The following is a 23,105-nucleotide window of genomic DNA, read 5'->3' as shown; positions in this document are numbered from 1 at the left end:
TATTGGTTTTATCTACGCCGATCTGCGTTATCTTTTATCCCCGTCACATTATTTTGTTCCGATATCAATAACCCGAGGCCCAGAACTCGTACATCCACAACATTTTCAGCATCATAGGCTGGCTTGGTTACACACCCGACCAACAATGCAGCACCAATCGAAATCGGAAGTCATTTATATTTATAATTCGTTTTGTTATCTCTTAACGTTCAAACAGTTGCCTACCCTTTAGCTATGCACAAGAGCAGGCATTAATATAATTAAGTTCAGTAAGTTTTATTTTTTCTCTGTCAAATCAATTTGGTAGATGGCAAAATCAGTATCATCATTTTTTAAGTACTTCACTGGGTATTGGGCGTGTTGTTTAATGAACTTCGCCGCTTTTTCTGTTGGGGAAGTTTCGAAACGGATATCTAATTTTTTATCTGTTTTGATTGGCAAGAATGACCAATTATTTTCAGCCTGAGTTGATACTACGCCCTTTTCTTTAGTCATTCTGGAAATGTAAGAAGCTAAAATGGTGCGGTTTTCATCCGGTGAAGCAAACGCAATATGATCCTCTCCGGTTCCGGCGAATTTGCCGCCGTAACCCCGATAGTTATTGGTGGCGATCAGGAAAATGGCTTTTGGATCAATCGGCTTACCCTGATAGGTAACATCTTTGATGCGGTTCGCACCTTTATTGATAAGCTGGCAATCGGTGTCGTATTTAGCGGGTTGAGTCAGGTCTATCTTATAGTTAACACCCGTGATGGTGTCGAAGTTATAAGTACGGAAACCCTCCCAGTTCAGCAATTCTTGCGGTTTGGTGGAATTTGGATCAATCTGGTTAAACATGCCCGCCGAACACTCCAGCCATTCGACCACATCCGCCCCCGTTGCTTTCACTACCACCAATGTATTTGGGTAAAGGTACAAATCAGCCGCGTTGCGAAAAGTCAGATCACCTTTTTCCACTTCCACAAAATCAGCCGGCGCATTTTTACGTCCACCCGCCTTAAAAGGTGCCGCTGCCGCTAAAACAGGGAGTCCATCCAAATTTGGATCACCTTGAATAAAGCGTTTGGTATAATCTACCTGCGCATCATTGACGATCTGAACGGTTGGATCACTCTGGATCAGAGCCAGATAGCTGTACATGTTATCAGAGGCTTTACCAATGAATTTACTCACAAATTCGCGAGTTCCCAGATGATCTTTTTCGATGATGGAAACCAGTTTATTATCGCGTTCAGCCAATGCTTTTTTATGGACTTTGTCATAGATAGGACGGGCTTGTGCTTTAGCAGATTCGACTTTCCATTCACCACTGTCGTTATTGATCACCATATCAACAACACCCAGATGATCCCCCCACTGCCCCGGCATGACGGCAGGAATGCCATTAATCGTTCCATTAGCGACATTCACACCCTTGATACCGGTATATTCCTTGCTTGGGAACACGCCGTGAGCATGACCAAACATAATGGCATTAATGCCAGAAACTTCACTCAGATAGTAAACCGAGTTTTCTGCCATCGCTTTATAAGGATCTTGGGAAAAACCGGAATGTGGAATGGCGATAATCAGATCTGCGCCCTCTTTTTTCATTTGAGGGACGAATTTTTTCGCGGTTTCAGTGATGTCATTAACAACCACTTTGCCATTGAGATTGGCTTTGTCCCAAATACTGATTTGTGGTGGCACAAAACCGATATAACCGATCTTAATCGTGTGCTCTTTGCCTTCGCGATCTTTAACTGGAGTATCAACGATAATATAAGGTGTAAAGTAGTTTTTGCCGGTTTTGGCATCGATGATATTGGCATTGATATAAGGGAATTTAGCACCGGCGATGGCTTGTTTCAGGCAATCCAATCCAAAGTTGAATTCATGGTTACCAAAGTTACCGACGGTATAGTCCATAGTATTCATCAACTTATAAGCTGGATGAACCTCCCCTTGTTTCAATCCTTTTGCCACCATGTAATCCGCAAGTGGGCTGCCTTGAATCAAATCACCGTTATCTACCAAGATCGCGTTGGTTGCTTCCGCTTTGGCCGCCTTAATTAAATTCACAGTACGAACCAAACCAAATTGCTCCGTGGATTTATCTTTAAAATAATCAAAATCCATCAGATTACCGTGAATATCCGAGGTTTCCATCACCCGTAAATCAACGGTTGCCGCGTTCACATTGAATGCCACCAGCATTGCCAAGGTTGACATTCTCAACACGTTCTTCCTTTTCAACATATTCTTCATCATGCTATGCCCCTTTATAGAATTGTTCCCAGAATGGTCTGTTTTTTATTTTTGTAAGCCGGATTGTCACTACGGGCATCATCATATGCCGTTTCAACAAACAGGCCACAACCAGGCCGCACCACGCACACCACTGGAATCCCCATGCACGGCTTTTCTGATTGGTGTTGCACACTCGCCACCAAAAACCCACTCTTTGACTAAATCGGGCAACGTTTGGTAAAGACGATCAATATTGCTCATGCCACCGCCGAGTACAATTACATCCGGGTCCAATAAATTAATCACCTGTGCCAGCGCTCGCGCCAAACGCCTTTCATAACGGCGCATCGCCAATTCCGCTAACTCATCTCCCTGTGCCAACGCTTCTATGATTTCGTTGCCTTTTTTCTGCATTCCACTTAAGCGGAAGTAATCCGTCATAAATCCGGTGCCTGACACAAATGTCTCAGTACATCCTGGCTTACCGCAAAAACAGAGCACTTCATCCTGATACACGCGATCTTCTTCATCCATCCACGGTAATGGGTTATGTCCCCATTCCCCTGCCAATCCATTGCCACCGGCATGAACCCGCCCCTCAAATGCAATGCCTGAGCCGCAACCTGTTCCAATGATAACGGCAAATACCATTGGCATCCCTTCCCCCGCGCCATCAGTGGCTTCCGATACCGCCAGACAATTGGCATCATTAGCGATACGCACTTCACGCCCCAACAAAGCCGCTATATCCTTATCCAATATCTTGCCATTCAACCAAACTGAGTTGGCATTTTTTACTTTTCCGGTAAAAGGCGAAATTGCACCAGGAATGCCAATCCCTACAGTTCCTTGCTGTCCGGTTGCTTGTTCCGCATCAATAACCAACCCAACAATGGCAGCCAATGTTTTCTGGTAATCATTGCGGGGAGTATCCACCCGTTTGCGAAATAACTCTTCTCCCTGATCGCCTAATGCAATCACTTCAATCTTGGTTCCACCAAGATCAATTCCTATACGCATAACTGACTTTTCCTATTTAGCGGGACGATGCTTTTTATTATATGAGAATAAGGCAGTGATTATATGAAACGAATGAAGTTCTAGGGCTTCATCACATGATTCGTTATCATGCTCCCTTATGTTTTAAGATGACTTTTGTCACAATGCGCAACAATATGGGGTAACTGCATGTTATGGTTCAAAAATTTAATAATTTACCGTTTAAACCGAGAGATTTCACTTTCGGCAGATGAACTGGAAAAACAATTAAGCCCATTGGCATTCACCCCATGCGGCAGCCAGGATATGATGAAAACTGGCTGGGTTTCGCCAATGGGTTCCCACGGTGAAGCATTAACCCATGCTTCCGGCAATCAAATTCTGATCTGCGCGCGCAAAGAAGAAAAAATGTTACCTTCTCCGGTGATTAAGCAGGAATTACAGACCAAAATAGCCCGCCTGGAGGGTGAACAACATCGCAAACTGAAAAAAACAGAGAAAGATTCACTAAAAGATGAAGTCATTCATACGCTGCTGCCAAGAGCATTCAGCCGTTTCAGCCAAACCTATATTTGGATCGATACCGTCAACCATTTGATTATCGTTGATGTCGCTAGCGCAAAACGAGCTGAAGATAATCTGGCACTGCTGAGAAAAACATTGGGATCATTACCTGTTGTTCCTCTTACTTTCACCAACCCCATTGAATTGACGCTAACCGAATGGGTACGTTCAGGTGATCTTCCTACAGGTTATGCTTTGATGGATGAAGCCGAACTCAAAGCTATTCTGGAGGAAGGTGGAGTGATCCGCTGTAAGAAACAGGATTTGGTTTCAGACGAAATTGCGACACATATTGAATCCGGCAAATATGTCACTAAGTTGGCCTTAGATTGGGAAGAACGTATTCAGTTTATGCTGTCAGACGATGGCACTTTCAAGCGCATTAAATTCAGTGAAACTTTACGTGAACAAAATGATGATATTGATCGTGAAGATGTTGCCCAACGATTCGATGCTGATTTTACCTTAATGGCAGGAGAACTCAGTGCGCTAATCAAAAATACGATTGATGCACTCGGCGGCGAAGCCGAAAGGTAAGCACAAGTGAACTGCCTCAACCCCCTTGAGGCAGTTCGATACAATTAGAAGCGATAAACCAAACCAACACCAAAGACGTCGTCAGTGCTAATCTTCGCTTTCTTGGTGAAATCATTGTCTTTCAATAAGTTAAATTGATATTCAGCATACGTACCCATATTTTTATTAAAATTATAGAAAGCACCGACTGAAACATATTTCACCAAATCTTCAGCTCCCTTGCCTGTCTGTATGCGCTTATCAGCCAGGTCATTACCCAGATCTTTACCTTTGGAATAAACAAACGCGACAGAGGGACGCAAACCAAAATCAAACTGATACTGAGCAGTCAACTCAATGTTTTGGGTTTTATTGGCAAACATCGTGTAGCTATCCACGGAACTGCCAAATCTGGTTAAGTTACGGGTTTCACCATACATAGCCGCCAGATAGACATTATCTTTGTCATACTTGGCAGAAACGATCCATGCTTCGGCTTTATTCCCTTTTGCCAGAACATTAGCTGCATCAGAACCGTACTTCTGTGCCGAAGTACGGTTAGAGTTGCCGTATGACGCCCCAATATTGAAGCCATTACCAAAATCATAGGTGCTGGAAAGACCAAAACCATCACCATTCTGTCTTGCAACATCGCTACGGCTATTTTTAGTGCCGTCATCATTTTTAGCTTGATACTGCAAAGCAAAATTCAGGCCATTCACCAAGCCAAAAAAGTCAGTATTACGGTATGTTAATAACCCTGTTGAACGCCCCATCAGGAAGTTATCGGTTGCGGCCATGGAATCACCACCAAATACTGGCAATACATCTGTCCATGAGTTGGCATCATAAACCACACCATAATTGCGCCCATAATCCAGCGAACCATATTCGCCAAATTTCAGCCCGGCGAAAGCCAAACGAGTTCTGGTGTTTGCTCCACTCTCCACTTCTGTGCCATTGGCACCCATGTTGAATTCCCAGCGCCCGAAGCCAGTTAGGGTATCCGTAATTTGGGTTGAACCTTTAATACCGATACGACCGACAGAACCATCCCCAGACTGTTTGTCTGATTTGGAGAATGTTCTTTGAACATCAGCCTTTCCATATAAATCTATTTTATTACCATCTTTATTATAAATTTCAGCAGCATTTGCAGCCCCTGTAATAAGCAGTACCGGAATTGCCATTGCGAGTGCGTTGCGTTTTATCATCATAATAATCCTCATTGGACTTGTTATTATTGAGCCACCGCCAAAAGATCCTTATCCCAAGAACAACTTGCTCTGGAATAGTCAATAATCAGGTGGGCGGAATATTTTACTTGCTTTAGTTAATTTAATGTTAAATTTGTAACAAGCAATGACGATATTAAGATCTAGCAAAACCTTTTGCTAACAATAATTAGCAAAAAATGCCACCTTGTGAAGAAGGTCACATTATAGGGATATCCCCTATAATTCAACAATATTAATTATGATAATAACTTATTAAAAACAGTAAGTTATAAATAATGGATGAGTAATAAAAAATGCTATGATTCGAGCATAGAGAACGTATTTTGGCAATTATAGGTCTAATCAACTTGACCAGACTAATAAAAATAAATATCCTAAAATTGTGTACATTAAAACATCAAGAGGGGATGTTATGGAACAAATTAACATCTACGATGCAAAAACCAACCTATCCAGAATTGTTCAGGAAGTCGCCCGCACCGGAGAACCAGTGGTGATCGCCAAAAATGGTCATGCACTGGTTAAAGTTATTGCATACAGAGAAGAACAGCCCAAACGCAAATTAGGCTTCCTCAAAGGCAAGGGGCGGGTTCCCGCCAATTTTGACGATATGAACAGCGCCGAAATTGTTGATATGTTTGAAGGGAAATATTCATAGTGCAATTCCTGTTAGATACCAACATCCTGCTGTTTATGGCATATGAACCGGAAAAACTGAAAGCTGATATTGCTGATCTGCTGGAAGATACCAGCAAAACCCTGTGTTTTAGCGCAGCGTCTATATGGGAGGTGGTCATTAAAAGCAATTTAAACAAACCTGATTTTTCCATAGATCCCGAACAGTTCAGGGATGGGTTGTTTGACGCTGGTTTGATTGAAATCCCCATTAAAAGCGATCATTCGCTCGTTGTATGCGATTTACCGGAAAAGTTACATAAAGACCCATTTGATCGGTTAATTGTCGCTCAGGCAAAACACAACAAGATTCCACTCATCACGAGTGATAGCAAGCTAATAGATTTTGTCAGCAATTACATTACCGTAATCCCTAATAGATGACGCTGCACTCTCCAAGTGGGACCATGGTCCTACTCTGTTCTGCTATTTTTCGTCAACATCCGGCAATAATTTCATGAACGGATAATCATGTTTTGATAGAGTTGACAAGCACCTGCGAGTTGTGTATCAGTCTGTTCTGTTTATTAATGGGATCACGCCAGTGCGGTACAAATATTCACAACGTAAAGGTGCTAAAATGGCAGAAAATCATCCACGTCCACGAGGCCGCCCGACAATTCCAGAGCAAGCAATACGCCAAAAAATTCACGAGGTCACCTTTCTACTGCTTATTAATCAAGGCTATAACAAAACAACCATGGATGTGGTAGCCAAAAAAGCCGGTATTGCCAAAAAAACGCTCTATCGGTTTGTCAAAAATCGAGAAGATTTACTTGAACAAATTGTTATGGGTTGGGAAGAGCCTTTTATTCCCAACTTTAAAAAAGACGCCAATAATTTTCAGCAATTGATAGAATTATTGAAAATATTTCTAACTGAAATAGCAGAGAAATCCTTATCTATGGAAGCGGTAGGATTATTTAAATTATTACAATCTGATTTTCCTTATCGTGAAATATTATTGGATAAATATCAGCAAGGTGGAATTGAAAGAAGCAGAAATATATTAGTGAATTGGCTTGAACGCCAATATCAACAAGGATTACTGAAAAAAATGGATTTTCCTATTATCAGTGAACTTGTCATTTCGATGGTTATTGTAGAGCCGCTCAGGCAAATGGTACTGGACATTCTTCCAGCGCTGCCAGAAACAGATATTACGCCCCGTATTACCGCAGCGGTTAGTTTGCTTGAGTGTGGATAATATTTATTATAATTAAGGCTGAGAAATAGTTTCCCAGCCTTTTATTTATCAAAATAGCTATTTTTAATATATTTCACAACCCTATCACCATTCTATATTTACACCCGTATATTACCAACACCATAGGGTTGAAATAAATTAATCCGACCAAGTTCGCTATCTACGGATTGCATTTTTTTTCCAACATATCAATTCTATCATAGATAGAGATGATATCCCTTGCGTTTTCCTCTGCCATCACATTTGTATTAGCAAGCAGATTCTTATTAGCTTCAATATCCTTTTCGTTATTCTTTATAGTATCCTGCACCTTCTGCAATTGGGAACCATTAATAGCCTCTTTTGAGTCATCCGAAATTTTACCGTCATCAAGATTAACTAGCTTCCGTAGTTTCTTCGGACCACCATAGCCATTACCAAGGCCATCATTTCCGATTGATACAACATTATCCTCACTTGCAACTGAATTATCGCCTAACGCAATAGAATTCTTTCCGCTTACATAAGATTGATATCCCACCGCAACAGAATTAGTAGCACCAGTATCAACTTGTGAATTTGCACCAATAACTACACCATATTTTGCATAAGAGCTAGAATTCCCTCCTACTGCCGTTGATGCCAACAAAGCGTAAGCTAAAGGTCCTAATGCAATTCCCTGATCTTGCTCTTTTAGAGTAGCATCACCAATGTTTCCATTCACATCTGTTGCACGAGGATCGTTGTTGCCATCAACACTGACAGAATAAACTGTACTCTGAGGTCATGTATTAAATGGTTAGTTGTTGTGATATGCTTCCGGCTTTTTAAGGAGGAAGCATGGCCAAAGTTGACGTCTATTGCCGTTATTGTCATAAATCCGAACATGTCAAAGGACATGGAAAAGGGAATGGCGGTCATCCTCGTTATCGCTGCTATACCTGCTGTAAGGTTTTTCAGTTGGAATACACCTATCAAGCCTGCAAACCCGGCGTTAAAGAGCAGATTGTCGACATGGCGATGAATAACGGGGGAATTCGTGACACCGCCCGAGTCCTGAAAGTCGCAACGGCCACCGTCATGAAAACGTTAAAACCTCACGCCCCGAAACGTAACGACACTGCCCCTTGATGGAAATAACTTTCAGCTTATCTGTGAAATAGATGAGCAATGGGCGTTTGTGAGGAACAAGAAAAATCAACGCTGGCTTTGGTATGCTTGGGAACCCCGCCTGAAACGAGTAGTGGCCCCTGTTTTTGGCGATCGCAGTAGAAAAACGTTAGACAAGCTGCTTGCCCTCTTATCGCCCTTTAATATTCGGTTTTACTGCACGGATGATTATGTTGTTTATAACAACCTTCCCGAGGAAGAGCACCTGACTGGAAAGATGTTTACTCAGCGTATAGAGAGAACGAATTTAACGCAGCGTACTCGAGTAAAAAGACTGAATAGAAAAACGATCAGTTATTCAAAATCCGAAGAAATGCACGATAAGGTGATAGGGACTTTTATTGAGCGTGAGTACTATTTTTAATATTCAATCTAACCATTTAATACATGACCTGAATCCAAGGCTATGCTTCCGGTATAGCCTTTTTGTTTTTCTGAAATAAGGTTAGCCAGTTATAAATAAAAATTGTCATTCACTATTTCGCGTTTAAATGAAACCGATTTTTTTCGGTGGTAGTTGATCGAGTAACTCATAGAATTTAGTGATAACCATGCACAACTCCATTTTTTATGCAAGGTAAGGTAATTAAAGCGTCAGAAAAACTAGAAGCTAAGGGAAATCAGTTACGTTACCCCTTTGAGGCTGTTAACCAAATTTGACACTGGTAATTTGGGAAGGTAAGTGTTTCTATCGTTGCACCTCTAGCGCTACAGGCAAAGTACGATCTTGACCACAAAAGTCCGTTAAGATCTGTGTTCTTCCTTGTAAACGCAGATCTTTTGGCCTTATTATCACATTAAACAGTGATGATTGACGACGTTATCTTAAACTTTCGTAATAAAATACATAACATATATGATAAAGCAAAAGCCAGTAGTGAATACACTATTATATAAACATATATATTTACGTAATGAAATTCCTTTAACAAAAATTCATGAATAAAGTCATTATGTATCTCAACAACAAAAATATTGTGGACGAGATATATCCCCAGAATATTCTTGCTGATGTCTTCTGTTACGCTTGATATTTTACTTATATTTAAATTAACCAAGAATAAAAATAGGCACACGGAAGAGATCTGAAGAAAGATATTATAAAACTTCCCATAAAAGAAGGTCATTCCTGTCCTGACTGATATAAATGACAAAATTATCAATGAAATAATGGATAACACCAATAAAGTTATGTGGTTAAAGGAGAAGGATTTTATTTTAGGGTTCGTAAGCCCTATATACCCTCCTATCAGAAAACTGAGAAGCCCTTGAACCTGGAATGGGAGTAAAATATTAAAGGGCACAATGGAAAAGTTATATTTATAATCTGTCAATGCATTCAGCAAGGTAAAATTAGAAATAATAAACATTATGATTATAATCTTTATCAGTCCCTTAGCGTTCCCTGGATTAAATGAATTCCGTATCAATGGGGTTAGTATATAGAGAGAAATTATTGCAAATATAAACCATAAATGAGTGGCGTCGGATATAATACGACTAACGTTAATGTAGTTAAAAAAACTGACGGGAGGAATTGTTGTGAATTTACTAATAAAGAAATTATCATAACAATAATAAAAAACCAACCAAAACAACAATACAATTAAAATTTTCTTTACTTTATTAACTACATAAGTTGTTTGGTTTTCATGTTTGTTATTTAGTAAAAAATAACCACTACACATAAAGAATAACGAAACACCCAACTGGCCTGCTTGCCTGTATAAATACAAAATCACATCATTATCATGACGTAACAAAAAGAACAATGTAACGTGGGATACGACAACGAAAAATATAGACATTATCTTTAATAAATCTATGGTTAGAATTCTCATTTAAAATTCCTCTTAAATTGATAACATGAAGTTTGCAATTTTAGGCGCTATTTTTGCCATGCCTGTTTTTGATGGATGCAGTCCATCGGACACAGTACCTGAGCTATTGCTCGTCATGATATCTATATTTCCTTCATTAAAACCGGAGTTTTTCAACAAATCCAGATACGGAATAGAATATCTTTCGCAAACTTCCCTGCAAACATTGCAATAATCAGACAAATAGTATCCTTTCAAATTTTTTTCGTTCATTCCTCTTTTTATTGAGAGAGGCGTTGTTATGATGAACCCTATCCTTGATAATGGGTATTGCTTTGTCACTCCTGCCAGCAATAAATGCATAGCGCCAATAAATGTTAATGGAGTTTTTTCTTCTTTACTGTCACCTATTTCTATCCCCCCATGGGAACCAAAATCATAGCCAAAATCGTTAACCCCTCCCCATATGGTAATGATGTCTGAATTGTTTCCCATTTCTTTATATCTTAAACACATAGCAGAACTATCATCTTTATCTTTTTGAGCTATACATGTTCCTCCAATACCGTAATTAACAAATTCTCTTAGGCCTAATATTTCAGTCACGATGGGTTGATACCACCCTCTTTCTGTTATGCTGTCTCCGAGTGAGAACCAAACTTGCCCCGCCAAATGAGATTGAATATAAGTCATTTCTTTTCCTTTGCTTTTTCTGGAATGATAATCGGGCCGTTCCTGGGGTATCCTTCTCAGGAAAAAAGGTACCCACATCACAGTATTTTCCCGCATTCAAGAAATTAACAGTTAAATCCATAAAATATTGTGTGCAACTTATCATTCTGTAATTATTTATAAATATTATTGATGAAATGACGATCAATAATTAATCGGATGTTGAAGAATTTCTGTCTCTGGGGTTATCGGCTGGCGCAGGGGAATCGCCCAAATTTTTGTCACTCAGTCGGTGGCTACTGTGCTTTCTAGCTGACTACATTGCCCTATAGAAATTGCAGAGCAAAAAAACAACTGGTGTAAGTTTATTTTAAATAATAAGTTAATAATCAACGGAAATATAAAACAGATACGTTATAAAGTAATTAAATATTAACACTTTTGACAAATATATATTTATCAAAACGAAGGCTGAGAATACCTATTCCCAGCCTTTTATTTATCAGAATATTTATTTCAACATATGATATTGTGAGGCTAAATTAGCCAAAAAATCCAATTGGTTATTTATCAAACTCGTTAAGTATTTCTGATCAACTTTATTACCTGATAAACGATGTAATTGAGTAGCGAATGCGTTCCACGCTTGTCCCAGTTTTACCGCCTCAGCAAGCATGATGGTGCGTTCTGCTTCGATTTGCATTACATCTTTCAAGCCAGAAAGCCGTCGCTCCGTTTCCCGTAATGTCACTTTCAGTGCATCAGTTTCTTTTATTACTTGATCGATTTGATCACTCAGTTTCATTCTGGTATCTGCCAGATCGATATATTTCAATCCTTCAGAAACTTTACCTAATATTTTTCTGGCTATCTCAACACCTTGTTTTATAGCCTGTTTAATAGCCTCTTTTTTAGGTTGAGTAAAATCCAGACCATCAATATCACTGGCGTCAGGGATAAAATCTTTAAACATATCCGCGATATTATTTTCACGGATCACATCCTGACTTTCGATAATTTTAGCCCGTTCAGCATCCAATTTATTTCTTTTTTCGGCTTTACTCTCAATATCACTCTGCAATTCTGCTTTTCGTGATTCCGTTTGTGCCAGAAGCTCCTCCAGACGCTCCGCAATCACCATATTGCGAATATCATTGATTTTTCCATTCAGTTGATTAGTGCTGCTACTGAAATTAACAATCACATGGTCAATATCTTGCGATAACTTTTGGATCAATTGATCACGCTCTGCCAGCAAAGCCTGACGATCATCGTCACTCAAATCAGAAGCTGCCAAAGCCTCATCGATTTGGTTGATTGTCTGGAAAGCCTCTCCCGCAGCAAGCTGGCTGAGTATCGGCGTTAATTGTGATAACGAGCGACGCACCAGTTCATCAAGATCACGGCTATAGAGCCTGATTCGTTCAACTTTTTCCCCAATAATTGCAATACCGGATGTTTGCCGTTGTGCCAAAAGCCAAATAGCATTTACCGCCTGATTCATGGCTTTGATATTAATTTCTGGATACAAAATTTCTTTTTGTAAGATAATATCTTCGGACATTTTAATATTCCTTTCTATTTTATTAATTATTCTCAGAAAAAATTAGTTGTAGAGTTTCTTATATTCTGCCAGTGCCTCATCAAAAGTCTTAACTAATTGCACAGCAGAACCTTGTACTTCTTTCCAGGGGCTAATAACTTGCTTAAATGTTGACACAAAAGAGGTCAGTTTCAATGCATCATTAATTTCAGAAAACTTATCTTTTGAAGATGTAATTTGCGTTAGCATTGTGTTCCACATAAAATCTAAGTGGTTTAAGGCAGATTCCGCATCCAGCATACAAATATGAATATTGTAAAAATTCAGGGAAAGATTTTGAATGGCGGTTTGCAGTGCACTTTTATTTTTCACTTGATCTTGCAATCCCTTAACTTCCTCGATCAATTCATTCTTTCGTTTACGGGCTTTTTCTGCTTTATCACCAAAAATACCACCAGTAATCGCCCAACCAATTATGCCTCCTGCCATGCCAGAAAATGCCAGGCCAACGTATTTATCATAGTCTTTTTTGAGTTGCTCAATCTCTTTATTCTTCTCATCAATCTTATCTTGCAGATCTTTAATGGTCGCAGAAAGATTATTCTCATCCATCAGTTTTTTCTTACTATTCACCTGTGGCTCTAATCCTTGTGCAATTCCGCCATTTGTTAATTTTCCACCAATCAAAGTGATCTTAAAATCGGTTACCGAATTTTTAACTTTCTGAGTATTTTCCTGCTGTTTTTTAATATCTTTCTTCATGCTTTCAAGGATATTACCCAATTCAACAGCGATTTCTTTATCATCATTGGTATAAGTTATTTCCGCTAATTGCTTATCAGTTAAATCACCTAATTTTGTTTTGACCCGTTCAATAATCGGCATTTGTTCAATAACACTGATTATTTCTCCTCCCGTTCCGGTAATTTGCCTGCCGGCATTTTCCAGATCGATACTTTGCTGTTGGACGTTACTTTCTACATCACTCCAACTAAGTGCATGATTGTGAATTTCTTTAAACAGGTTGGTCATATTCGCAGGTTTCAAACCATCAATATCAATATCGTTATAACCGATATATTCCTTGACTCCCTGTAAATTAAAAGGTAGTTCCAAACCATGTTTAACATATAATTTGATACTAATGAGATCTTCTTTAGTAAAGATACCTCCTGGACGAGCAATGCCTTCTATCTGACTGGTCAACATTTTTAAGGTCACTGCGGGGACTTCTGTAACAGGTATCTTATTTTCTGCTAAGAGTTTATTTAATGACATATCGTTCTCCATTCGTGTTGTAGGTTTAATTTAAAGTTAATTTAACTTCTCATTTCTCCATCTGAAAACCCTTTTATTTCGATATAATTTTAATTCGAACACTTACATTAACCTTAATGTGAAAAGTTGATATTTTTATCTGCAAATTTACTTTAATTTATTCTGTTTATTTTGTTTATTCTTATTACACAAGCATCATGACAAAATCAAAATTTTATTTATTTACGATTAAACAAACCAAAATAATCAGATTAACAACCCATTACTAATATTTATTTTCGCATACCATATAATATGTTTTTATTGTTCCTCATTTTCTATATAAGAATATATATCCGCCAGAAAGAAAAATAACAGAAGAATAGATCAGCTCAAGGCTAAATAGAAGTGTATCGATATAAAGCAATGTAGTAAAAATAATCTATCTTTTACTTTTTTTAATACAGAAAAATAAACCAAGTTTCCCAAGATAAAACAAAAAATATAATATCAGTACAAATAACCTTATTTAAGGATATTTCAATTAACTTTACAACATTAAAACACTTATCTTAAACAGTTCATAAACAGGGCAAAGAACTAAATTCTCACCCTGTTGGTAATGAGGTGATTTAATGATATTGATATTCAATTAAAATATCTCGAAACCTTTCGAAGTCAGTGATTTTACCCAGTGCACCAATAACACTGTCGTGATTAAAGATATCCAACAACGCATCGTAACTCTCAGCAAAACACGTCCTGTCTACCCGATTTATTGCACTCAAAAACACCACATGCACTCGTTCATCTTTTCCCCAACGTATGCCTTTTGAGCTTATGACTACCGAGATACAAGTTTTCACCGCATCCAGTTTGATCGAATGAGGTAACGCTAAAATGCCAAAAGCTGTCGAAGATGCATTCTCACGCTCATACACATAGTTGATGAAATCAGCTTCAACATAGCCCTTCGCTAACATTTTCTGGCAAACTATTTCGATAAGTTCATCCCGATTGCGAAGATTGGGATTATAAAGAAAAAGTTCGGGATCAAAGAATAAATCAATATTTCGGATTAACCTTGCCCTTTTTCGGTTCGCATTGGCTGTGTCAATTTTTTCCATCAATTCAGAATGCTTATCTCTTAAATGAAAAGGTGAAATGTAAACAGTTTCATAATATCGTTCTGGAGCAAAATTTATTGTCGTAATCAATAACTCAAACTCCATGCCTTCCAATTCAGCAGGCTGGGAAATAACCTTAATAAGATTTATTTCATCACCAAAATCACGTAATAGTTGATGGTAAATTTTATTTTCAATTCCACGATAACTCGGACACAGGAGCACCGTTCTAATTTTAGTAATATTTCTTTTTTGCCGTTCAAACTCCGCCCCAACATGTAATGCAATGAAAGAAATTTCATCTTCATTCAATTTATTATTGAAATATCTATTTAACTGAAAAGAAATGAAGATAGCAATATCAAAAACGATTCTGCATTCCTTTTTGATTATTTCCAACATGGGGTTTTTAGTATAAATTTTATGTTTCAACCTTGTGTGTAGCCCTGACAAGTGTAAAGACAGTAAAGAAATAAAATCATCGGAGGCTAAATCAATCAGATAATTTTCTTGCACGGACTCAGTTAATTGCCGAGTAAATTGATAAAGTTTAGCGCCAACTAAGTCAATGACTTCATTATCTACCTTATTAAGGTTTGTATTGGTTTTCAAAAAAAGATAGCAAGATCTTCTTTCATTTTCAGGAATAAGAATCCCAAAACAAAGTTGCAGTTTGTCGCATAACTCATCTGAGATCAATCTTAGATCACTATTTTCTATAGGTAATGCCCGATTCTCCAGATACCTGCCCTTCTTCAGGCGTTCTATCAGAATCAGAAAGTGTAAAATAAGATTGGTATACGAAAAATCACTAAGATACAATTCCCATTTATCAAAAACGTTGGTCATTATTTCAATAACATCTTTAACTTGTTTTTTATCAAATATTTTTTCCAATACTTTTGAGTCAATAAAACGATAGCTTGTTTGTTCAAATATCGTGTAAGAAACTAATTTTCTTAAATCATGTTCAGTGCCTAATATTTCAACATGACTGTTTTTACATAAAAATTGCACGTTGAAGCGTTGAAATGATGTATTCATCTTATATACTAATGCCTTTACTGTAGAATCACTTATACATAAATCATTGCTCAGGTCATATATATTACTGCTTCTCTTAAATAACAAGATCGCTTTAATAATAAAATGTGCTCTTTCTTGATACGTCTTGGGCAAACTGTTCTTCTGGCAATTTAACTGCTTTACTATATTGTGTGATAATAAACTTTGTGACAATAAATACCCCTGCCGACTGGAAATAATAATTTTTTGTTCATGTGCCCCATTAATCTCTGCAACATAATTTTTTACAGATCTTATTGATACCCCTAAGACTTGAGATAATTTTAATGCTGAAACAGGGACCTTCTGAGTTAATAGGTAATCTAATAAATCTTTCAGTTTAATTCTTAGCATAACAATACCCATAAAATTAAAAATAATGACTTCATATTACTGTTAATATTTTCATTTAAAAATAAAAACCTGCCCTCTATGAGTGCAAATATTAATTTGAATATGCAAGAAAAATAGTAGAGAGTGTATCCACATAAAAAATAGCAATCAATGAACTACGCAATAACAAGAAACAAGAGGATTACATGAAAAAGATATTTATTATGTTATGCTGCGGGGCAGGTATTTCTAGCGGAATGCTGGCAACCAGAACCCGCAATGCAGCAAAAGATAAGGCTATCCCTGTCACTGTTGAAGCCAGAAGTGAAAGTGAGGTCGCAGAGTATTTTTCTGTAATCGATATTTTATTCCTTGGGCCACACTATGCTTCACAGCAAAAAGAGTTTCAGAAACATGCCGACCGTTATCATATTCCTGTCATGGTTGTACCACAAGAAATCTATGGAAGATTAGATGGTAAAGCATTACTTGAGTTAGCCATAAAGATCCTGAAAAACTAAATTAGTTATTTAAATTAAATTTAACCAGGGAATTTTAGAAAAAAAATTAAAGAGAGATACAAAATGCAAGCATTTATGTCTTGGTTATCTGACTCATTTGCACCTGCTATGCAAAATTTTACCAAACGGCCTTGGGTAGCAGCAATTTCTGGGGCAATGCAAAAAAATATCCCTTTTATCTTAGCAGGTTCACTTATCTTTTTTTATAACGTATTTCGTTCTTATTTTTTGTTTTTGCCCGATCTTGGCAAGATTGCCAATTATTCTTTTGGAATGCTCGGTTTAATTACGGCTTTTATGATTGCAAATCAAATGATGGAGAAGCTATATCACTTTCGTTATACGCTTATTGCCGGACTCACTTCGATTTGTGTTTACATGATGTTCATTAAGCCAGAATTTACCGATGGCAATATGCTCGTCAGTTTTGATCGCTTTGGCCCAGCGGGAATATTATTAGGTATTGTCACCGGGCTGTTTGTTTCTTATCTCTTTCATTTATATACCAAGTTAGGATTCTTGAAAGAAAGTTCTTTACCTGATTTCGTTGTCGGCTGGATACACGCGATTATTCCCATACTGATTTCCATTGGCTGCGGAACATTGTTGGTCTTCACTTTTGATATTGATGTTTTTTCCAAACTGTTATCGCTCTTTTCTCCCATCGCTGCATTCGGGCAAACCCTACCCGGCTTTATTCTCATGGCGCTAATTCCTGCGATAGCCATGTCTATGGGCATTTCCGTCTGGACATTTACAGGTCTACAAATGCCAATCTTCATGCTTGGGATCACTGCCAATATTGCGCTGGTTGCTGCTGGTCAGCCAGCCACTAATATCGTGACTTACGAAACCTTATTTACCGCCGCTTTAATCACCATGGGAGGAACGGGTGCAACACTTGCCTTGAATCTTTTAATGCTGTTTTCAAAATCCAGAGAACTAAAAACAACAGGCTATATCTGTATCGGCCCTTCTTTTTTCAATATTAACGAACCGTTGGTATTTGGTACGCCAATTGTCCTTAATCCACTCTTAATGCTGCCAATGTGGATCAATGCAATTACCAGCCCAATTATCGTATGGATTTTCATGCGCTCAGATTGGCTGAATATACCTTCGAAAATGATTCAAGTTGGTCAGATACCGGCTCCATTTTCCAGTGTCATCATTACGGAAGACTGGCGAGCGATTATTTGCTATGTGGTACTTATGGCCGTTTTCCTTATCACCTGGTATCCCTTCTTTAAGGTTTATGAGAAAAAACGTATTGAGGAAGAAAGTGCTAATACAAATCAGCAAGATTAAATTGTTTAATTTCATCAGGAAGTTTAAAAATGAATCGTGAGGACAATATTTTAACCCCCGTTGCTCTGGAAATTATTCTCAATGCAGGTAATGCAAGAGAAAAAAGTGAAGAAGCCATTAAATATGCTCATCTTGGTGATTTTAAGAATGCCTATTTATATCTGGAGAAAGCAAAAAAAATGATGCTCTCTGCTCATCATGCACAAACTGAGATTATTCAAAAAGAAACCCAAGGTGAAAATTTTTATTTAGATCTACTGTTTATCCATGCTCAGGATACATTAATGACCATACGAAGTGAGCTTAATTTGCGAAAAGAGATAATTGGCCTTTATGAATTTATTCATAATATCCCTAACAAAAGTCAATAAAGGAAAACACTATGATAAAAAATAATGATTTATTTCCAGAGAATTTTCTTTGGGGCGCATCAACCAGTGCTTATCAGGTTGAAGGTGCTGCGGAAAAATACGGTAAAAAACTCTCACAACAAGATGTCATTAATAATAATCCAGGTTTTGTCGATACCCATATAACCAGTGATCATTACCATCGCTATAAAGAAGATATTGCATTAATGAAAGAGCTTGGTTTGAAATCTTACCGTTTTTCTATTGCATGGTCGCGTATTTTTCCAGATGGTGTCGGAGAAGTGAATAATGAGGGAGTAAAATTTTATCATCATCTTATCGATGAATTATTGAAAAATGGAATTACACCAATTCCAACGCTATATCATTATGATATGCCGATGGCGCTAGTCGAAAAATATCACGGCTGGATTAATCGGCAAAGTGTTGCAGATTTTGCTTATTACGCAGAATTTGTGATCAAAGAATTTAGCAAGAAAGTCCAATATTGGTTAACCATCAATGAACAAAGTATTATTGTGCAATTCTGGACGAAAAAGTGTCTGATCCCCGATCACTATCTGCATGATGAACAAATCAAATATCAGATCAATCATCATATGAATCTTGCACATGCTATCGCATGCAAATTAGTTCATCAATGGGTTCCCAACGGTTTGGTCGGCGCTGCCTTGGGATATTCCGCCATTTATCCACTCACCAGTAAACCGGAAGATAATTTAGCTGCCCAAAATGCCAATGATCTGCGTAATTACTACTTCACAGATATCTACCTAAAAGGGCACTATAACCAATCAGCACTAATCTATCTAAAAAATCATGGTCTGGCACCGCATATAGAAGTTGGTGATATGGCATTGATTAAAGAAGGTTATTCTGATTTTCTGGCAATTAATTACTATTGCAGTCATGCTGCCGCCGCCGCAGAAAAAGGAGCTCAACGACGAATGGATGGCTTTAATCCAACTGGCATTAAAGGGCAAATAGATGGGCATGAAATTCAGCCGGATTTCTATCAAATTCATAAAAACCCACATCTTGATACAACAGACTGGGATTGGGCAATTGATCCCATTGGATTGGAATATCTTTTGCGTGATTTACATACCCGTTATCAGAAGCCATTAATGATCACAGAAAATGGCTTTGGTGCCGATGATAAGCTGGAATCTGATGGTACTATTCATGATGATTATCGCATTAACTATATTCAACAACATATAAATGCCATTCAGCGAGCAATGAATTATGGGGTTAAGGTGATTTCCTATAACCCGTGGAGTTTTATTGATCTGCTCTCCACCAGTAATGGCTATAAAAAAAGATATGGTTTTGTCTATGTTAATCGAACAGATAAAGACATTAGAGATCTCTCCCGCTATAAAAAAGACTCGTTTTACTGGTATCAGAATGTTATTCAAACCCGTGGTGGTTCGTTAAAAAAATCCTGATCTTATTTCTGTACTTAACAAATTGCGAATTGTAGCTTGAAAGATAGAGAATATATAAACAGGTAATTTTTATGATTGAATATTCGGTGGTTGTTACTGCTCCTTCAGGGTTGCATACGCGGCCTTGTGCTCAACTCTGTAATTTTGTCAAAAATTACACTGGCAAAATTGAAATTATCAGAGGAGATAAAAGTGCGAATCTAAAAAGCATGTTTAAAGTGATGTCGATGGGAATCAAAAGTGGTATGGAAGTGATTATTCGGGTTGAAGGCGATAATGAGAAGGAGATGGCACAATCAGTTATTGATTTTATTCGTAATATAAAAGAATGAGCCATCTACTTTATTAATTCCTTTAATCATGAGTAAGGAGTATTTTGTGATTTCTTTTGACGAAATGGAGCATATGGCACATCGCCTAATATCCCCAACTCAATTAAATAAATATATTAAATATGGTCATGTAGGTGCTGTTATTCAAAGTAAATCTGGTCATATTTATACTGGAATTAATATTGATACTGCTTGCTCTATGGGGTTTTGTGCAGAGCATTGTGCCATCGCTGAGATGATAAAGCAGGGTGAAACACAGATAATCAGGATTATTGCTGTCAATCGGCATGGTAATATCATTCCTCCCTGTGGCCGTTGCCGAGAGTTTATCAGTCAGATAAATCCAGAAAATATCCATGCAGAAGTAAAAGTCACTCAAGAAAAGATTTTATCTCTTAGTGAACTATTACCTTTTGACTGGAAGAATCAATATTAGTGCTTTCCCAAAACTGCCCGATTAACGATTCGGGCAGTTCCAGTTAAAATAGATCGGAGTGCGTTCCTGTTCGCTCAAATCTAATCAGGTTATCAGTAATTTTGTAAATAAGAATCCAATCAGGCTCTATATGAGCATCCCTGTAACCTTTGTAATTCCCTTGCAAAGGATGATCTTTGTATATAGTTGGCAAAGGGAACTCATTGTTAATTAAAAGTTTCATTAAATCTTTTAACTTGTTCATATCCTTATGGCGTTTTTGAACCAGTTTCAAATCTCGTTGAAATTGACTTGAGTATTCAATTTCCCGTTGTTTCATGGCTCATTAAATACCCAATTTATCAAATAGATCGTCAACATCTTTCGCTTTATGGATATTTATACCGTTTTCACTATCAGCAATGGTTTTTGCAGTTAGTGCGTTAGGATTACGCAGATCGAACGGTAACGCCTTCTCTTTGGCTACTTTGGTCAAAGTAATTCTAATTAAGTCAGATACAGTTAAGCCCATGCTAGCCAGCACTTCAGCAGCTTCATTTTTTAGTGTTTCATCTATACGAGCACGAACAAACGCATTTGCAGCCATGTTGAATCCCCTACATTGGTCAATAAACACACTGTAGCTCAATTGAGATACATAATCAAATATGAAGACATTAATCTAAATATGCAGCCATTCGGGTTAAAAGAGAGAATATGAGAGTGATTACTTAAAACTGCCCGATTAACGATTCGGGCAGTTCATATTTCGGGTGAGCAAAGAAAAGTTATTGCGCGGAAACTGATTCCATTCCCACTAATCCCACTTTGAGATAACCCGCCTTGCGTAGAGAATCCATGACGCTCATCAGAGTTTCATAATCCACTGTTTTATCAGCCTGGAAGAAAATTGTCGTGTCTTTGTTGGATTGCGTGGTTTGATCCAATACGACAGACAAGTTATCACGATCAATTGCCTGATCTCCCACATACAACTGCTTATCGGCTTTCACAGTCAAAAATACCGGTTTTTCTGGTCGTGGTTGCGGCTTAGCGGTTGATGCCGGCAAATCAACTTTAATATCTACCGTTGCCAATGGTGCTGCCACCATGAAAATAATCAACAGCACTAACATCACGTCAATAAACGGCGTGACGTTAATTTCATGCAGTTCGCCGTTATCGTCCAAATCTTCATTAAGACGTATTGCCATAATTTATTACCTTGCTTCTGCTTTGCTTTCAGCCAGATCAAGATCACGCCCCAGCAACAGAATTGCCTTAGCGGCCATGTCACCCACCTGACCACGGTATGACGAAATAACGCGAGCAAAGACGTTATAAATCACTACCGCAGGGATTGCTGCCACCAGCCCCAATGCTGTCGCTAACAGGGCTTCCGCAATCCCTGGTGCAACAACGGCCAGGTTAGTGGTTTGTGAGTGAGCGATGCCGATAAAGCTATTCATGATCCCCCAAACAGTACCAAACAGCCCCACAAATGGAGAAATTGCACCAATGGTCGCCAGATAACCGTTACCACGCCCCATATGGCGGCTAATTGCTGCGACGGCACGTTCCATGCGGAACGAAGTTCGCTCTTTAGTTCCAACCTTGTCAATGCTGTCAGCAGACAGGGCACGCTCCGACTGTGCTGCACTCAACAACAGACGACTGATGCTGCGATTGCCAAAATCTGCTGCAATTTTCACTGCCGCATCCAGATTGGCAGCTTCAGCCAAAGCCAATTGCTCTTTACACAAACGGCGGCGAGCCATTAAGAGTTCTGTACCTTTGGAGAAAAACAGCGCCCATGTGATAACAGAAGCTATCACTAAGCCCACCATAACGGTTTTTACTACCGCATCTGCGTTTTGATACATGCCCCAAACAGACAGATCCGTTGCGAAACCACCAGACTGGTTGCCAGAAACTTCTTCAATTGGTGCCACAACGGTTTCTTCAGTCGTCACGGTTTGCGCATCTGGGACTGATAGTGCATCAGTTTTCTGCTTATCAGTTGTTGGTTCAGCCGCTTGCGCAGCTGCGGGAGATGCTGGTGTTGCCGGAGCGGCTACCTGAGCAGAAGCCTGATTTTCTGGTGTGGCTGGTGTTGTATCAGCCCATGCTGAACTTGTTAATCCGAGTGCCAATAGAATAGAAGCTGTCAAATTACGCATCAGTTAGCCTTACTCTCTTTCTTATAGATTCTGTTACTTAGCAGTGAATCACGTTTACTCATCTTGCTAATCCTAATATTTTCTGAGTCATGGCTCATTTTTTGACCATGCATCTCTGCCCTCTTGCAGCTTG

At 38.5% G+C, this 23,105-nt stretch carries 24 protein-coding genes; 11 read left to right on the top strand and 13 right to left on the bottom strand.

The window, feature by feature from the left end; all coding sequences use genetic code 11:
* Positions 1-276: 276 nt before the first annotated feature.
* Both Xets_RS17195 and mak read right to left on the bottom strand, forming a co-directional pair.
* Complete coding sequence (locus tag Xets_RS17195) at positions 277-2,247, bottom strand: bifunctional 2',3'-cyclic-nucleotide 2'-phosphodiesterase/3'-nucleotidase (RefSeq protein WP_187652205.1); 1,971 nt, start codon at positions 2,245-2,247, stop codon at positions 277-279.
* A gap of 93 nt (positions 2,248-2,340) precedes the next feature.
* Complete coding sequence (gene mak, locus Xets_RS17190) at positions 2,341-3,249, bottom strand: fructokinase (RefSeq protein WP_187652188.1); 909 nt, start codon at positions 3,247-3,249, stop codon at positions 2,341-2,343.
* A 168-nt stretch (positions 3,250-3,417) separates the two neighbouring features.
* Between mak and rdgC the strand changes: the two genes are divergently transcribed.
* Positions 3,418-4,329: a recombination-associated protein RdgC gene (gene rdgC, locus Xets_RS17185; RefSeq protein WP_099132681.1), complete on the top strand. Its 912-nt coding sequence runs from the start codon at positions 3,418-3,420 to the stop codon at positions 4,327-4,329.
* 44 nt (positions 4,330-4,373) lie between these two features.
* Here rdgC and Xets_RS17180 read toward each other — a convergent pair whose 3' ends face one another.
* Positions 4,374-5,522: a porin gene (locus tag Xets_RS17180; RefSeq protein WP_222941636.1), complete on the bottom strand. Its 1,149-nt coding sequence runs from the start codon at positions 5,520-5,522 to the stop codon at positions 4,374-4,376.
* A 436-nt stretch (positions 5,523-5,958) separates the two neighbouring features.
* On the opposite strand from Xets_RS17180, the gene Xets_RS17175 reads away from it, so the two are divergent.
* From Xets_RS17175 to Xets_RS17165, 3 genes are all read left to right on the top strand, one after another.
* Positions 5,959-6,204 carry a type II toxin-antitoxin system Phd/YefM family antitoxin gene (locus Xets_RS17175; RefSeq protein WP_099132682.1) on the top strand — a complete coding sequence of 82 codons (246 nt, stop codon included), beginning with the start codon at positions 5,959-5,961 and terminating at the stop codon, positions 6,202-6,204.
* Positions 6,204-6,605, top strand: coding sequence for a type II toxin-antitoxin system VapC family toxin (locus Xets_RS17170; RefSeq protein WP_099132683.1), 402 nt, complete (start codon positions 6,204-6,206; stop codon positions 6,603-6,605). Before Xets_RS17175 ends, Xets_RS17170 begins: the two co-directional genes overlap by 1 nt.
* 196 nt (positions 6,606-6,801) lie before the next feature.
* A complete protein-coding gene (locus Xets_RS17165) occupies positions 6,802-7,428 on the top strand; it encodes a TetR/AcrR family transcriptional regulator (protein WP_099132684.1) in 627 nt (208 codons plus the stop codon).
* A 160-nt stretch (positions 7,429-7,588) separates the two neighbouring features.
* Here the strand turns inward: Xets_RS17165 and Xets_RS26765 are convergent, their stop codons facing one another.
* Positions 7,589-8,131 (bottom strand): hypothetical protein, encoded by a 543-nt coding sequence (locus Xets_RS26765; protein ID WP_099132685.1) that lies wholly within the window; start codon positions 8,129-8,131, stop codon positions 7,589-7,591.
* A gap of 116 nt (positions 8,132-8,247) precedes the next feature.
* Between Xets_RS26765 and Xets_RS17155 the strand changes: the two genes are divergently transcribed.
* Positions 8,248-8,941 (top strand): IS1 family transposase gene (locus tag Xets_RS17155; protein ID WP_120211298.1). Its coding sequence is split into 2 segments (ribosomal slippage): positions 8,248-8,522 and positions 8,521-8,941, totalling 696 coding nucleotides; the frame shifts between segments, so codons are not numbered across the junction.
* A gap of 433 nt (positions 8,942-9,374) precedes the next feature.
* Here the strand turns inward: Xets_RS17155 and Xets_RS17150 are convergent.
* The 5 genes from Xets_RS17150 to Xets_RS17130 form a co-directional block, all read right to left on the bottom strand.
* On the bottom strand, positions 9,375-10,418 hold the full coding sequence (locus tag Xets_RS17150; RefSeq protein ID WP_099132687.1) for an acyltransferase: 1,044 nt from the start codon (positions 10,416-10,418) through the stop codon (positions 9,375-9,377).
* A gap of 12 nt (positions 10,419-10,430) precedes the next feature.
* Positions 10,431-11,090 carry an SGNH/GDSL hydrolase family protein gene (locus Xets_RS17145; protein WP_099132688.1) on the bottom strand — a complete coding sequence of 220 codons (660 nt, stop codon included), beginning with the start codon at positions 11,088-11,090 and terminating at the stop codon, positions 10,431-10,433.
* Between the two features lie 490 nt (positions 11,091-11,580).
* Complete coding sequence (locus Xets_RS17140) at positions 11,581-12,633, bottom strand: alpha-xenorhabdolysin family binary toxin subunit B (RefSeq protein ID WP_187652187.1); 1,053 nt, start codon at positions 12,631-12,633, stop codon at positions 11,581-11,583.
* A gap of 42 nt (positions 12,634-12,675) precedes the next feature.
* Entirely contained in the window at positions 12,676-13,890 is a 1,215-nt protein-coding gene (locus Xets_RS17135) for an alpha-xenorhabdolysin family binary toxin subunit A (RefSeq protein WP_099132690.1), read from the bottom strand.
* Positions 13,891-14,501: 611 nt separating this feature from the next.
* The gene (locus tag Xets_RS17130) at positions 14,502-16,415 is read right to left on the bottom strand and encodes a transcription antiterminator (RefSeq protein ID WP_187652186.1); all 1,914 of its coding nucleotides are present in this window, start codon (positions 16,413-16,415) and stop codon (positions 14,502-14,504) included.
* A 185-nt stretch (positions 16,416-16,600) separates the two neighbouring features.
* On the opposite strand from Xets_RS17130, the gene Xets_RS17125 reads away from it, so the two are divergent.
* The 6 genes from Xets_RS17125 to Xets_RS17100 all read left to right on the top strand — a co-directional run bounded on the left by Xets_RS17125 (position 16,601) and on the right by Xets_RS17100 (position 20,813).
* Positions 16,601-16,915 (top strand): PTS sugar transporter subunit IIB, encoded by a 315-nt coding sequence (locus Xets_RS17125; protein ID WP_099132692.1) that lies wholly within the window; start codon positions 16,601-16,603, stop codon positions 16,913-16,915.
* A 63-nt stretch (positions 16,916-16,978) separates the two neighbouring features.
* Positions 16,979-18,223 (top strand): PTS transporter subunit EIIC, encoded by a 1,245-nt coding sequence (locus Xets_RS17120; protein ID WP_187652185.1) that lies wholly within the window; start codon positions 16,979-16,981, stop codon positions 18,221-18,223.
* 29 nt (positions 18,224-18,252) lie between these two features.
* Positions 18,253-18,594: a PTS lactose/cellobiose transporter subunit IIA gene (locus Xets_RS17115; protein WP_099132694.1), complete on the top strand. Its 342-nt coding sequence runs from the start codon at positions 18,253-18,255 to the stop codon at positions 18,592-18,594.
* 11 nt (positions 18,595-18,605) lie between these two features.
* On the top strand, positions 18,606-20,045 hold the full coding sequence (locus tag Xets_RS17110) for a glycoside hydrolase family 1 protein (protein ID WP_099132695.1): 1,440 nt from the start codon (positions 18,606-18,608) through the stop codon (positions 20,043-20,045).
* A 71-nt stretch (positions 20,046-20,116) separates the two neighbouring features.
* Positions 20,117-20,377 (top strand): HPr family phosphocarrier protein, encoded by a 261-nt coding sequence (locus tag Xets_RS17105; RefSeq protein ID WP_187652184.1) that lies wholly within the window; start codon positions 20,117-20,119, stop codon positions 20,375-20,377.
* A gap of 46 nt (positions 20,378-20,423) precedes the next feature.
* The gene (locus Xets_RS17100) at positions 20,424-20,813 is read left to right on the top strand and encodes a cytidine deaminase (RefSeq protein ID WP_222941629.1); all 390 of its coding nucleotides are present in this window, start codon (positions 20,424-20,426) and stop codon (positions 20,811-20,813) included.
* 43 nt (positions 20,814-20,856) lie between these two features.
* Here Xets_RS17100 and Xets_RS17095 read toward each other — a convergent pair whose 3' ends face one another.
* The 4 genes from Xets_RS17095 to exbB form a co-directional block, all read right to left on the bottom strand.
* The gene (locus Xets_RS17095; RefSeq protein ID WP_099132697.1) at positions 20,857-21,132 is read right to left on the bottom strand and encodes a type II toxin-antitoxin system YafQ family toxin; all 276 of its coding nucleotides are present in this window, start codon (positions 21,130-21,132) and stop codon (positions 20,857-20,859) included.
* 6 nt (positions 21,133-21,138) lie between these two features.
* Complete coding sequence (locus Xets_RS17090) at positions 21,139-21,399, bottom strand: type II toxin-antitoxin system RelB/DinJ family antitoxin (RefSeq protein ID WP_099132698.1); 261 nt, start codon at positions 21,397-21,399, stop codon at positions 21,139-21,141.
* Positions 21,400-21,580: 181 nt separating this feature from the next.
* Positions 21,581-22,006 carry a TonB system transport protein ExbD gene (gene exbD / locus Xets_RS17085; protein ID WP_099132699.1) on the bottom strand — a complete coding sequence of 142 codons (426 nt, stop codon included), beginning with the start codon at positions 22,004-22,006 and terminating at the stop codon, positions 21,581-21,583.
* 6 nt (positions 22,007-22,012) lie between these two features.
* Positions 22,013-22,972: a tonB-system energizer ExbB gene (exbB, locus tag Xets_RS17080; protein ID WP_187652183.1), complete on the bottom strand. Its 960-nt coding sequence runs from the start codon at positions 22,970-22,972 to the stop codon at positions 22,013-22,015.
* Positions 22,973-23,105: the final 133 nt, after the last annotated feature.

Origin of the sequence: Xenorhabdus sp. TS4 (assembly GCF_014467265.1) — a bacterium.
Lineage (GTDB): Bacteria > Pseudomonadota > Gammaproteobacteria > Enterobacterales > Enterobacteriaceae > Xenorhabdus > Xenorhabdus ehlersii.
This window is presented reverse-complemented; position numbering and strand designations above follow the sequence as displayed.